Annotated in this window: 8 protein-coding genes; 5 read left to right on the forward strand and 3 right to left on the reverse strand. The window is 62.8% G+C overall.

Translation table 11 applies throughout. The features are described from left to right. Window positions 1-3: 3 nt before the first annotated feature. The 5 genes from yidC to BM372_RS10300 all read left to right on the forward strand — a co-directional run bounded on the left by yidC (window position 4) and on the right by BM372_RS10300 (window position 4,735). On the forward strand, window positions 4-984 hold the full coding sequence (gene yidC, locus BM372_RS10280) for a membrane protein insertase YidC (RefSeq protein WP_090954823.1): 981 nt from the start codon (window positions 4-6) through the stop codon (window positions 982-984). After that, window positions 984-1,574, forward strand: coding sequence for a Jag family protein (locus BM372_RS10285; RefSeq protein ID WP_090954825.1), 591 nt, complete (start codon window positions 984-986; stop codon window positions 1,572-1,574). The genes yidC and BM372_RS10285 overlap by 1 nt, the downstream gene beginning before the upstream one ends. A gap of 16 nt (window positions 1,575-1,590) precedes the next feature. Then, the gene (gene rsmG, locus BM372_RS10290; RefSeq protein ID WP_090954827.1) at window positions 1,591-2,241 is read left to right on the forward strand and encodes a 16S rRNA (guanine(527)-N(7))-methyltransferase RsmG; all 651 of its coding nucleotides are present in this window, start codon (window positions 1,591-1,593) and stop codon (window positions 2,239-2,241) included. A gap of 87 nt (window positions 2,242-2,328) precedes the next feature. Further along, a complete protein-coding gene (locus BM372_RS10295) occupies window positions 2,329-3,396 on the forward strand; it encodes a ParA family protein (RefSeq protein ID WP_256214181.1) in 1,068 nt (355 codons plus the stop codon). Between the two features lie 67 nt (window positions 3,397-3,463). Beyond that, entirely contained in the window at window positions 3,464-4,735 is a 1,272-nt protein-coding gene (locus tag BM372_RS10300; protein ID WP_090954829.1) for a ParB/RepB/Spo0J family partition protein, read from the forward strand. A 5,345-nt stretch (window positions 4,736-10,080) separates the two neighbouring features. Here BM372_RS10300 and trxA read toward each other — a convergent pair. The 3 genes from trxA to BM372_RS20650 form a co-directional block, all read right to left on the reverse strand. Continuing rightward, entirely contained in the window at window positions 10,081-10,407 is a 327-nt protein-coding gene (trxA, locus tag BM372_RS10310) for a thioredoxin (protein ID WP_090954833.1), read from the reverse strand. A 39-nt stretch (window positions 10,408-10,446) separates the two neighbouring features. Next, window positions 10,447-11,403, reverse strand: a complete 957-nt coding sequence (gene trxB / locus BM372_RS10315) for a thioredoxin-disulfide reductase (protein WP_090954835.1) — start codon at window positions 11,401-11,403, stop codon at window positions 10,447-10,449. A 233-nt stretch (window positions 11,404-11,636) separates the two neighbouring features. Beyond that, a complete protein-coding gene (locus BM372_RS20650) occupies window positions 11,637-13,319 on the reverse strand; it encodes a protein kinase family protein (protein ID WP_090954837.1) in 1,683 nt (560 codons plus the stop codon). Between the last annotated feature and the right edge of the window lie 77 nt (window positions 13,320-13,396).

Here is a 13,396-nt window from a genome sequence, read left to right on the forward strand (position 1 = left end):
CGTATGGATTTCTTTGAAACAATCATGTTTCCGTTCAAGTGGCTTGTGTCCGCCATCATGGTGGGCTTCCACGACGGACTCAGCGCCATCGGCATGTCACCGGCCAATGGTTGGACGTGGACGCTGTCCATCATCGGGCTCGTCCTGGTCATCCGTGCCGCCCTCATTCCCGTCTTCGTCAAGCAGATCAAGGCCCAGCGCGGCATGCAGCTCCTGCAGCCGGACCTGAAGAAGCTGCAGGATAAGTACAAGGGCAAGACCGACCAGCTGTCCCGCCAGGCCATGGCGCAGGAACAGATGGCCTTGTACAAGCACCACGGCACCAACCCGTTCTCGGCCTGCCTGCCCATGCTGATCCAGATGCCCTTCTTCTTCGCGCTCTTCCAGGTTCTTTCGGGCATTACCGCCAGCGCCCAGGCGGGCAAGGGCATTGGCGCGATGAGCGCCGAACAGGTCAAGCAGTTCGACGAGTCCACCATTTTCGGTGCACCACTGTCGGCGTCCCTGCTCCACGGCGGTGCCGGTGGCAATGAGGCGGCAGTGTGGATTCTCTCCATTCTGATGATCCTGGCGATGACAGCCTCGCAGTTCATCACGCAGAAGCAGATCATGGCCAAGAACATGTCCGAAGAGGCCCTCGCGAGCCCGTTCATGCGCCAGCAGAAAATGATGCTCTACATCCTGCCGGTCGTCTTCGGTGTTGGCGGCATCAACTTCCCCATCGGCGTCCTGATCTACTGGACCACGACGAACCTCTGGACCATGGGACAGCAGTTTTTCGTGATTCGCCGGATGCCTACGCCCGGTTCGCCAGCCGCCAAGGCCCTCGCCGAGCGCCGGGCAGCCAAGGGCCTGCCCGCACTGCCCCTCCTGGGCGGCAAGAAGGTCGATGCCGAGGCAGCCGAAGCCTCCGCTGCTGCTGCCGCCGTGGAAGCCAAGACCCAGCGCATCCAGCCGCAACGTAAAAACAGGAAGAGGAAGTAATGTCCGCCGAGAGCACCGAACACGCTATTTCCGCCGAGTTTGACGACGAGCGCGACGATGCCCGGGAGGCGTCCTCGGACGTATCCCACGACGAAGACAACGGCCCTGTCAAGAGTGTTTCGGCAAGCCGCCTCGAAGAAGAAGGCGACGTTGCTGCGGACTACCTCGAGGAACTGCTGGACATCGCGGACATCGACGGCGATATCGACATCGAGGTCCGCAACGGGCGCACGTACATCTCGATCGTTGCCGAAGAGGAAACAGCGGGACTCGATGGCCTTGTGGGCCGTGACGGTGAAGTCCTTGAGGCCCTGCAGGAGCTGACCCGGCTCGCCGTCCTGTCCGCGACCGAAAACCGGTCCCGCCTGGTGCTGGATATCAACGGGTACCGCGCCGACCGCGCCGGCGACCTGCAGAAGATCGCAGAAGACGCCGTCACCGCGGTCAAGGAATCCGGCGAGGCTGTTGCCTTGGCTCCGATGAGCGCCTACGAGCGCAAGATCGTGCACGACGCCGTCGCCGACCTGGGTCTCGTGAGCGAGTCCGAAGGCGAAGGCGCCGACCGGCACATCGTTGTCTCAGCAGACTGAACCATTGACTAGCTTGATGGTGGAAATTACCGCACCCGAACTCAAAGCTGCTGAGTCCCTCTTTGGGGACCGGCTGGATCTGGCGAAGCGCTACGTCGAGCACCTGGCGACGTCCGGGACCGAGCGGGGCCTGATTGGCCCCCGCGAAGTGCCCAGACTGTGGAGCCGGCACGTGCTCAATTGCGCCGTCATCGAAAGCCAGATCGCCCACGGAAGCCATGTGGCCGACGTCGGCAGCGGTGCGGGCCTGCCCGGATTGTGTCTGGCCATCGCCCGGCCTGACCTGGAGCTGACTCTGATCGAGCCGCTGGAACGGCGTGTCATCTGGCTCCAGGAGGTGGTGGATGACCTTGGGCTTGAGAACGTGACGATCATGCGCACCCGGGCTGAACTGGCGGTGGGACTGGTGAACGCCGACGTCGTAACTGCCCGCGCAGTATCCGCACTGTCCAACCTCGCAGGACTGACCATCCCGCTCCTGGCGGGCAAGGGTGAAGTGGTTGCCATCAAGGGGCGCAGCGCCGGCGAAGAAATCGAAAAGGCGGCCAAGGTCATCCGCAAACTGGGCGGCATTGAGACATCCGTGGTGGTGGTGGGCGAAGACCTGCTCGAAGAACCCACCACCGTAGTCCGAATCGTAGTGAACAAGCCTCAAAAGATTGCCTAGCACCGGCCCCGGTGCCCGGGGAGTCTGAGGTGAAGCGGTTAGGCTAGTAACCGGCAGTAAGAGCCGAATGAGAGTGAGAGTGTCACAGTGACCAGTAGCGAAGCCTCCGCACAACGGATCCCGCCGTTTATGTCCTTGGGCTCCGCACGGGCGTTTACGTCTCCTGCCGTCGCTCATGACTATTCGGGTAATCACACGTCTCCGGTTGCAAGGGTGGCCGGCATGGCGAGTGTTTCACGTGAAACCTCGCTCCCGCACACCAGCAACGTGCTGGACTCCATCGACGACTCCAGCCCCATTGCCCGTGAGCTCGCGCATGAGAACAAGCGCCGCGAACGCCTGCTCGGCAGGCAGCTTCCCAAACCGGAGAAGACGAGGATCTTCACGGTGTCGAACCAGAAGGGCGGCGTCGGCAAGACGACGACGACCGTCAACATCGCTGCTGCGCTGGCGGCCGCCGGCCTGAACGTGCTCGTGATCGATATCGATCCTCAAGGCAATGCCTCGACGGCCTTGGGCATTGAACACCACGCCGACGTCGACAGCATTTACGATGTCCTGATCAACGATGTTCCGCTCAAGGACGTCGTTGCGCCGTGCCCAGATATCGACAAGCTCATTTGCGCGCCCGCCACCATTCACCTTGCCGGTGCCGAGATCGAGCTTGTCAGCCTGGTGGCCCGCGAGCAGCGGCTGCGCCGTGCTATCGACGTGTACTCCAAGGAGCGCGCCAAGAACGGCGAGGAGCGGCTGGACTACATTTTCATAGACTGCCCGCCAAGCCTGGGCCTGCTGACGGTCAATGCCTTCTGCGCTGCCGGTGAAGTCCTGATCCCGATCCAGTGCGAGTACTACGCACTTGAGGGACTCAGTCAGCTCCTGAAAAACATCGAGATGATTCAGAAGCACCTGAATGCTGATCTGGTTGTCTCCACAATCCTGCTGACCATGTATGACGGCCGCACCAACCTTGCCGCCCAAGTGGCGGCGGAGGTCCGTGAACACTTCCCCCAGCAGGTGCTCGGGGCTGTGGTGCCCCGGTCCGTCCGCATTTCAGAAGCGCCGAGTTACCAGCAGACCGTCATGACCTACGATCCTTCTTCCAGCGGCGCCCTGTCCTATCTGGAAGCCGCAGCGGAAATCGCTGAACGTTAGAATCTTTCAAGAATTGCACTAGCCAGAGCCAGGCAAGTCCCGGCTCTTTCACCGGAGGGATTTATCCATGAGCGATAAGCGACGCGGCCTCGGCCGTGGACTTGGCGCACTCATTCCAAGTTCCGCCTCGGCTAACGCCTCCGGAAACGGTGCTGCTCCGTCCCGGCCCGTGGATCTCTTCTTCCCCGAAGCCCGGAAGAAGGCTTCCGACGCCGAGGCGCTCCTAGACGTCAACGACGCCGCGCAGGCCACTGTGCCGGAGTCCGCCCCCGTCAGGGCTGACGAGTCCTCTGATCTCACTGTTGATACCACTGAATCCGACGCCGCTACTGCCGAGGTCGAAGTCGACGTCGCTGCCAGCGCGGGGTCCACGGGATCCAAGGAGGCTCCCGCCCGGAAGGCGGCTGTGCCGAAGTCGAAGTCTGCTGCTGCCAAGCCGGCCGCGGCAGATGCCGGCGAGCAATTGGCGTTTGAGTCCACATCGGTGCAGGATGACGAGAGGGCAGTTGAACTCGTAGAGGTTCCCGGTGTCAGGTTCGCCGAAATTCCGGTCACGGACATCCATCCCAACCGCAAACAGCCCCGTTCTGTCTTCGATGAGGATGACATGGCGGAACTGGTGCACTCAGTGCGCGAAATCGGTGTTCTCCAGCCAATTGTGGTCCGCACCTCAACCGAAGAAGGTGGCGAACCCTATGAGCTTGTCATGGGTGAGCGTCGCTGGCGGGCAGTACAGGCCGCAGGCCTGGAAACGATCCCCGCGATTGTCCGTGATACCACCGATGACGACCTCCTCCGCGATGCGCTGCTGGAGAACCTGCACCGCAGCCAGCTGAACCCTCTTGAGGAGGCTGCGGCGTACCAGCAGCTTCTCGAGGACTTCGGAACTACGCACGAACAGTTGGCGGACCGGATCGGACGTTCACGGCCCCAGGTGTCCAACACCCTGCGGCTGCTGAAGCTTCCCCCACTGGTCCAGCGGCGGGTTGCCGCAAACGTTATCTCGGCCGGCCACGCCCGTGCGTTGCTTGCACTTCCGGACGCCGCGGCCATGGAACGGCTGGCCCAGAAGATCGTTGCCGAGGGTATGTCGGTCCGGGCGACCGAGGAAGCCGTGACCCTGTACCAGAGCCCTGCGTCCCCGACCAAGAACAACATTCCGCGGCCGGGTGCACGCCACGAGCGGCTCGACTATCTGGCGTCGTCGCTTTCTGACCGCTTGGATACCAACGTGAAGATCTCCCTGGGCGCCCGCAAGGGTCGCGTCAGCATCGAGTTCGCCAGCGTTGAGGACCTGAACCGCATCATGGACGTTCTCACGCCGGGATCGCCGAGCTGAGTTAGGAGCAGCCCCAAGAGGGTGCCACGCTTTTCGGAAGGGCTTGTTTCACGTGAAACAGGCCCTTCTTCTTTGTTTCGGTCCGTTTAGCGGCTGTAGATCCCGTCGTTCTACCATCCGCGCGCCCGGTATCCCGAGCGCCGTTGTGCCCGGCGGGTGGGCTCGCCTTCCCAAATCCAGGCCGGCTGGGGTCAATGACGCCGTCTGTCCGCCCCGGCTCTCCGACCTAACCGCTTTGGTGGCCCAGATGGGCACGCGCTGCTGGGCCAGCATCAGCTTCTTGCATGTGGCTGAGGCAGGGGTTTCATGCGGTGTCAACGTTGGATCGGGCCATCGTAGCCGCATTTGTGCGGTCGTCGTGATGTGCGGGGCCTCTCTGACATTGTGCTGGCGCGGTCCCCAGGATGCCAGCTATGTCCTCCCTACTTGGGGTCCAAGAAGCTTCGCTCAACCAAGGCCGATCTGCCCGCCGTGTCCTTCACCGTCATGCAGACCACCATTGATGTTTCACGTGAAACGCCCCGGACTGCTGTTTCACGTGAAACGACAGACACCCTGCGCGGACCAACAGCACTCATCAGTCAGTGAAATAGACCCCCGAGCATACAAGGACACGAGCATGGAGACGCCGCACACGGTCAATGTAGCCCCTCTCCAGTCATCCCACCCTCCAGGCAGCATCCCAGAAGACCGCGCACGGCTCGCCCAGCCAATACCGGGGAACCGCGGGTTGCCTGGGGACGGTTGAATAGGCGGTGTGCGGGAACCCTTGGCGCTGAGGAACCCGAGGATACGGAGCGTCCGGCTCACCGTGCGGCCGCACGCTCCCGACCTCTGCGGTGTCTGGGCTGCTTATGGGTGTGAAACCGATGGGGTCTACATTCACAGGTGACCTCAGTAAAAGCCCGGCGTCGTAGGTGGAGACCGTCGGGAGCTTACTCGGCCGCATGACAGATGAGCTTGGAGCCTGGTAACCCGGAGCCTAGAACCCTGGGCCCGCGGACCCGGGGCGCCTGAAGCGACTGACGTGTCGTTGCATTGAATGCTCCTCCCTCTTCGTGCGTTTGCAGGTGCCCCTCCGCAGCCGCCCCACCCCCATGCGTTCGTCTCGCGCCCATATGCACGGCGAGCACTCCTGTTCGGTCACCTCCCGGTCAGCTCACGGGCGGTGATCTGAGGCGTTCCTAGCGCTCCTGTGTGCGCGTGACTGTAGGGCGAACCTCCTCCTCGGCCGCGCGGTGGTGTCAGACTATTGCTCGCGCTGGCGCTCAGCTCGTCTCCTCACGAGAAGGAGAAACCGGCCGGAAGGCTTAGGGGGTGGGACGCTCACAGACGATTCGGTTGCCTAAAGGACGCCCTGAGCAACCACAGTGAAATTCCCAGGGTGATCCGCCCCTCGCTCACTAGTCTGCGTGGAGCGTTGCGGAGGTACTGCTGTGCAGCAGGAGTGTCTACGTACGACTCGAACCGTGGTCCGAGAAGCGCGGCCAAGGGAAGCAGTACGCTGTGCTCGTGTAGCTGTCGTACTGCAGGACTTAAGCGTGAGCATGGGTGGTCGATGCACATTGGCCGGAAGCCCCTGACCGGTCCTGGCCTGCCAGTGTCCACGGCATCACCTGCCAAGAGGCACGGTCCGGTCGGTAAGCCCGGACTCCGGGAAGTCCGCCATGTTCTGGGGACGGCCGTAGCTGCGGGCACTCACAGCTCCTCCTCGGGCGTCGGAATCCGATGGTGAGATCGTCCTCGGGGACAGCTCCGTAGACTGTTCCTTCTTAGCACTCGACTGCTCTGCATTCACCGGACCAGCGTGTGACCCGCACCCGTAAGGCAGTTGTCGGTGCACCGACGAACTCTAGTGGTCGGGTGCACAGTCGCAGGAAGGCCTGCTCCCCAAAGACAGGCAGCGGCACCTTGGTTAGAGGCCACTCACGTAGCTGTGCATCGGCAAACTGTGGATGGTCGCAAATCGCATACCGCCATCCTTCCGCTCCCCCGGGCCTCCGACTTTGGCGATGGTCGCGCCAAGCTCTCCCCACCGGCGGGCAAACTCGTTGTCGCAATCCCGCAGTCGCGCAGTCCCGCTGGCACATCTGTCCCCGGGTGCGTGGACGGTGCTGGTGACCCTTCGCATCATCCCCAGGACTGCTTCTTGCTGATGGTTCGAGCCTGCGCTCCTTGGAGTCGAGGAAGGAAGTTCAGGACGATTTGGGGCCTTCAGCAGTACGGAAGGTGGCAGCAAGAAGCAGTGGTAGTCGGTGGATATCGCCGTGGATAACCCGGTGGATAACTTTGTGGATTAGGTGTGTTCTATTTCCACAAGTGGGGCTGGTGTGGGTGCTGTCGATTGGTCTCCCCGAGGCGGCATCTTCGCACTGAACGTTGTCCGCCCGTTTCACGTGAAACGTCGCTACCGCTGCAGCTGACCGGCGGGCATGCACCCGATCCCGCAGCACTCGATTCGACGCGGATCGGTTAATTTTGCGGGTTTTTGCAAGGAAACGGAGGCGCGCGCTCCCCGCGCCTTGTGTGTGTCGGTAGCGTCTCACTTCCGAGCGGATCAGGGGTCTTTGGCATTCTCCGACAGTCCGCCCGAAGGCAGTCCATGGCTCCGCACAAAGTGGTGTGAACAATCTCTCATAGCCTGTGGATAACCATGTGTATAACTTCTGTGGAGAACGGGACAAGGCAGAGGAAGTGGAGGCCCAACTCGTCGGCTTCTTGAGCAAATCCCCTCCCCGTTTTCCGATCGAAGTTGCCCCGTAAGCGGGCCCGGTCTTGGGTTCGATTTCCCCGATCGCTGGTAGGCCGCGGTGTCGGAAGCGATACTTTTGCCGCGGCGGGCCCTAGTGATGGACGCTCTGAGACACCGAACGGTGCCGGGCAGAGTGCCCTGGTCCGAAGTTCTGACGATTTCATGCTTGGGGCCGGCAATCGATCGCTACGATTCTCACGCCATCGCGAGGACGGAACGAGGATTCGGGCGTAGCGACAGGCAGCATGGTGAGGGGTTTCTGGTGCTCTGAGTGCGATGCTGTATTGGGAAACCAGCGAAGCCTCAGGTTGCCGAATGGACAGGACTACTAACAAGAAGCTCTCGTTCTGCGGATGACCGCGATAATCCGGTACCTTGGTCCGGGCGGGCGTGCCGCGACCACTTGGATTTGGATGTCCCCGGAACCGTCGCAAAAACCGGGCCGACGCTGGCGTGCTGCTCCACCGGGACCCAATAGCGCGGGGACCCGCAATAGAGTGGCCGCGGGGAGGCCGAGACCGGACCTTGTCCTCGGCGTAGTTGATCATGCGTGGCGGCGCCTGGATGATGGCAGTACAGAAGGACCAGGCTTGCTTCCGTGCGTAACAGCTAACGGCATGACTTCAGGCTGCGCGGGCGTATCGAACTGGAGAACCGGATCGCGCCGGGATTTCTGCGGCCGCTATTCGCGATGTCCCGGAACATTGTCAGTTCGCGGTGCCGGAGTCACTGTGCATGGAAGCCACCGAGCCAGGGTGCCAGTCGGTTGCGATCGCTCAAGAATAGGCGTCGGGCAACCCAACCGCCGCATCTTATAGAGCGAGGGTGGGTGCGCGGCCGCGCACAACGGGTGCTCTGGGCGAGGCGACGTGTCCCTGCGCTGCCCTTGCATGTTTCACGGGCTAGGAACCAGGCGTTGTTCCGGTGGATCCATCGCCAGCTCTCCAGCACCTGCGGCATCCGGTGACACAGGGTGCACGGGCTGCGCAACATGCTATTCCCGACCGGTATCCCTTGTGGGTGCTCCTCATCCTGCAGAGCCGTGCACGTTTCACGTGAAACAACCCCGTCGCTGCTTTGCCCACAGTCACCGTTTCTGTCAGAGTCCCAATTTCGTCAGGGAAAAGCATTGTGGGTCTCTACTAATTAGGCGGCGCTGCAGCCTTGGACGTTATGACTGACCCCTTCGCAGAGGTGTCGGCACGTGGTTCCGATCGAAATAGACGAAGCTGTCCGATTGAAATACACCGGCGACGCCGCTGGCCGAAGGGACTAGTAGTTGACTATCGCTTCATGCCCGGTTCGTGGCGTCGATGGTTTCACGTGAAACACCGCAGCTGGCAGTGGTCCTGCTGCGGTTCACCGTCACACGCCTTCCGCCGCGGCAGGAGGAGGGCTCGCGCCGGACGGGCCCTCCGGGTGTAGCAGTACTCGTGCGGCAGCCTCAGCGCCTCAGGTGAAACACACGGCACACGCCGCGTCGGCTGACCCGGCATACCGGCTCAAGTGAAGCGGGCAGTCGGACGTCAGAGCGTCGGTCCTCTGCAGGCGCCGCACCCGGGCTATTTTTAAAGGCGGTGTTGACTACTGGCGTGCCTACTGAGCCTTCGGCTCCAAGACCGTGTGCTGACACAGAGTGCCTGTTGTTTGGCAAAAGGCACTTGCAAAGGCACAGTACAGGTCTTCGGTGAAACTAGGCGCTGACATTCCCACAGCCGCACTCCAGCCGCACCGCACCCACTCTATCCCTCCCCCAGCGTCGGTGTGCCGGATGTTTCACGTGAAACGGCAGTCCCGTGAGTGCGAACGGGAACCTGACTAGAACGTGGGGCCAGCCACAAAGCAGCGGTGCCGCCCGGGGGTAGTAAGCCTGACGCAGGGGCGGTACGTGTTGGCGCCGAGCCTCCGCCGGGAGAAGCAGTCATACCGGTGTCTCGCCGCTGGTGGGCCCTCAGACCCGACCCCCAACGGGAGAAACGAAGCTCTGGCCCCACGTCAGACCCCTCCTGGGGCCCCACTCCTCCGAGGTGCTCTGCTGTTTCACGTGAAACAGCAGAGAGCAGTGACCTGACCTGGTTCCACGGGGGCCTCAGCGGCCCGCAGGGCCTGCAAAATCGGGGATCGGCGCGCAAGACCTAGGGCATCTTCCCCCGAGTGAGAGCAGCACCATGTCGGCGCCACCTGTAGAAATTCTCCGAAGTAGACAACCCCGTCCAGTGTCCTTCGTCTGCGCCGGGTACACAGGGCGGCCGCTGCAATCACCCCTCCCCCATTCCGAGCCGCCTGCACAAGAACGCGACTGTTCAAGAGCGCCGCGCCGCGGGGCCGCGCATTGCAGAAGCCGCACGGCGCAGGAACGGTACCGTGCTGAAGCCCCCCCGCGCAGAAGTTCCACCGCACAAAAAGTTCCACCGCACAAAAGCCACACGCCACAGAAGTCCCACAGCAATACACCCCCAACGACTGCGGCGTCTACCCACAAAAAAGTGGCCCCCGCACGTAGCGGGGGCCACCATAAGTGGGTCGGGGCATCATGCCCTCAGCCAGTCTGGAGCCCAGGCCTCCAGCGACCAGGCACGAACCCAGCTCGGGTTCAGGACAGGACGTCCGCGAATTCCTTTTCGAAGAACTGCTTGGGCCGAGCACCGATGACGGTGCTCTTGACCTCACCGCCCTGGAACAGGTAAACGGCCGGGATTGAGGTGATGCCGTACTCGGCGGCGATGGCTGGGTTGTCGTCAACGTTTACCTTCACGACCTCCACCTTCTCGCTGTACTCCACCGAGATCTCGTCGAGGATCGGTCCGAGCTTGCGGCAGGGGCCGCACCATTCGGCCCAAAAGTCCACAATGACCGGCTTGTCGGAGGCCAGTACGTCGGTGCTGAAGCTTGCGTCAGTTACGTCTTTTGCGTTGCTCATAGCCCTTGTCTCTCTCTTCGATGGGTTGTTGAACGCCGTTTAGGCGTGAAAATCTGCGAGGTAGTGCTCGACGTCAAGAGCGGCCACGCAACCGGAGCCCGAAGCGGTGATTGCCTGGCGGTAGGTCGGATCGATCACGTCGCCGGCAGCGAACACACCGGCCACGCTGGTCTTCGAGGTGCGGCCGTCGACGGCAATGGTTCCCTCTGACGTCAGTTCGAGCTTGCCCTTGACCAGATCGGTTCGAGGATCGTTGCCGATCGCTACGAACACGCCTGTCACGGCCAGTTCGGTTTCCGTGCCGTCCACAAGGTTCTTCAACTTCAATCCGGTGACTTTGTCCTGCCCGAGGACGTCTTCGACGCCACTGTTCCACACGAAATTGATCTTCTCGTGGGCCAGGGCGCGGTCTGCCATGATCTTGGAGGCGCGGAGGGTGTCGCGGCGGTGGACGACCGTGACGGACTTGGCGAACTTGGTGAGGAACAGCGCCTCCTCCATGGCTGAGTCGCCGCCGCCGATCACGGCGATGTCTTGGTCCTTGAAGAAGAAACCGTCGCAGGTTGCACACCAGCTGACACCATGGCCGGAGAGCCGCTTCTCGTTCGGCAGCCCGAGTTCACGGTACGCCGAGCCTGTCGACAGGATGATCGAGCGGGCCTTGAAGGTCTCCCCCGTGCCGATGGTCACGGTCTTGATCTCGCCATCCAGATCCAGTTCGGTGACGTCCTCGAACTGGATCTCCGTGCCAAAGCGGGCAGCCTGCTTCTCGAAGTTCTCCATGAGGTCCGGACCCATGATGCCGTCGGGGAATCCCGGGTAGTTCTCCACGTCAGTGGTGTTCATCAGTTCACCGCCGGCGGTGACCGAGCCTGCCAGGAGCAGCGGTTTCAGGTTCGCGCGCGCCGTGTACACCGCTGCGGTGTAGCCCGCCGGGCCGGAGCCGACGATGATGACATCACGTACTTCGGTGGCAGTGTTTTCTGCGTTGCTCACTGAACGGTGAACCTCTTCCTTTGTCGATGCACCCGCCTTTATGGCCGGCCACATGGCACAACTATTGGCGGACGCTGAATATTCCGGCCGATGTGGGCGTCATGGAGCGACGCCATCACTCAGGGTACCGGTTTACAGGGGCGGCAGCCGATGCACGTCCCCGAATGACAAGGTCCGCTGCTGGACCTTGGCCTGCTGGGCCTTGACCTACTGCACCCTGGCCTATTGAAGGCCTATTGAACCTTGATTTCGGCGAGCCGGAGGCCGTACCCGTAGCGGGTTTTAGGAGCCGCCAGCTTCGGCAGCGTCTTGATGGAGACGATGACGTACTGCGCCGTGACCGGCTCGGAAAGCGGCATGGTCAGGTCCGGGGACGTGAAGCTGTTGGTGCCAATCTGTTTCGCCCCATCCAGAGACGGACGGTCGTTGGTGTACACACTAATGCTGCCGCCGGACGCTCCGAGCTGGCTCAGCGTGACGGACGAGACCTTGGACGGGTCCTTGAGCTTGACGGCGAGCGGAACCTCGGAAGCGAGGCCGCCCCAGTTGTCTGTTGCGAATTCCATGTCCGACCAGAAGCTGGCGCCGTTGCCGTCAAAGGTCTTGACGAGGTCGGAGTCATAGTTTCCGGCGAAGTCGAAGCTGCCCAGCCGCGTCACTTCGGCGATGGCGGGCGGGCCGGCAGCGGGTTCCTGGCTGGCGGTCGCCGACGGTTGCGCAGATGACTGCTCCGGTGCGCTGGATGCCGACGAGGACGAGGTTCCCGCGTTCGTCTGGGGGCTGCTCTTGAAGAGGCTGCCCAGACCGGTGACCGCGAAGATGAGGCCTACCACCAGGATTGCAGCGAGCAGGCCGCCGACGAGCCAGCGCGTCGAACGGGGTTCCCGGCGCGGAGCCTCGTCTTTTTCGTACTCTTCGTACTCGTCGTAATCGCCCTCGTCGATGGCGGAACGGGCGGATGCAGGGAAGTTACCCGGCGCGCGGTCCGCGGTGTCGAAGCCCGCTCCCGCCAGTCCGGCGCCGGCCGCTCCGGCGCCTGCCACAGCGCTGCCGTGGTGATCTGCGACGTCGCGCTGGTCGGTGTCGGAATAGTCGTCGTTGGCCCACAAGGAGACCTTAGGTGCCGCGGCGGTTGCGGGCAGCGAGGTTCCCTGTTCAGCCTCACTGCCTGCGGTGCCCTCCTGGACGGGATGGGGCGCCGTCGGGTGTGCCGCGGTCTCCTGCGGCGCTGTCGTGGGGGCCTTGGCAGCACTGGCGGCCTTCCCGCCCACAGCTGCGGCTCCGGCTGCGGCAGCCCCTGCGGCAGCCCCTGCGGCTGCCGCAGGGCCAGCGCCCTTGGTGCCTCCGTTCGAGGCCCCGTTCGATGACCCATTAGAGGACCCGGTCGAAGGCGCGGATGCCGGCCTGGACGGTACACCGGCGGGCGGTGCCGCCGGCGAGGCCGGCCGCTGGCCGGCTACCGGCTGGGACTGACCGTAATTGATGTACCCGGCGTCGACTTCCTCGTCGTCGTAAAGTCCGTCGTAGGTTTCTGGTTCGTGGGAGCGTGGCTGCCCGAAGATCTCGCTGCCCAGTGTGTCCGTGAAGAAGGGTTCGACGTAGGGCGGATTGGAAGACACTACGAGATCCAGCAGGTCCGCCGCCGAGGTGTGGTTGGTGATCAGGTACGTGGTGGCGTCGCTGACACCAAGGTCAAGGATCTGCACGCTGCCGGGACGCTCGCCCGTGGCAACCTCCCGGGCGCTCTGGGCCACCTGGTCGGCGTTGTCCGGCCCGGCGACGAGGATGCTCACGGGTCGGTTGAGCACCTGGTCCACGCCGTCCAGCACCAGATCCTGGTCATGTGAGGCCAGTACAGTGGCCGTGACCTTGTAGCGGCCACCGAGTACTGATCCGACATCGATCGGGTGGGACACGGGCTCCTCCTAGACTGTCCGGGACCTGCCGACGTGGTCGCTCTGTGAGCGACCGTGTGCCCTCCGGCAAGCCGGTT

It is taken from the genome of Arthrobacter sp. ov118 (assembly GCF_900116495.1).
GTDB lineage: Bacteria > Actinomycetota > Actinomycetes > Actinomycetales > Micrococcaceae > Arthrobacter.

Coding starts and splice junctions, on each gene's coding strand:
- yidC (WP_090954823.1), top strand. CDS start 4: ATGGATTTCTTTGAAACAATCATGTTTCCGTTCAAGTGGCTTGTGTCC.
- BM372_RS10285 (WP_090954825.1), top strand. CDS start 984: ATGTCCGCCGAGAGCACCGAACACGCTATTTCCGCCGAGTTTGACGAC.
- rsmG (WP_090954827.1), top strand. CDS start 1,591: ATGGTGGAAATTACCGCACCCGAACTCAAAGCTGCTGAGTCCCTCTTT.
- BM372_RS10300 (WP_090954829.1), top strand. CDS start 3,464: ATGAGCGATAAGCGACGCGGCCTCGGCCGTGGACTTGGCGCACTCATT.
- trxA (WP_090954833.1), bottom strand. CDS start 10,407: ATGAGCAACGCAAAAGACGTAACTGACGCAAGCTTCAGCACCGACGTA.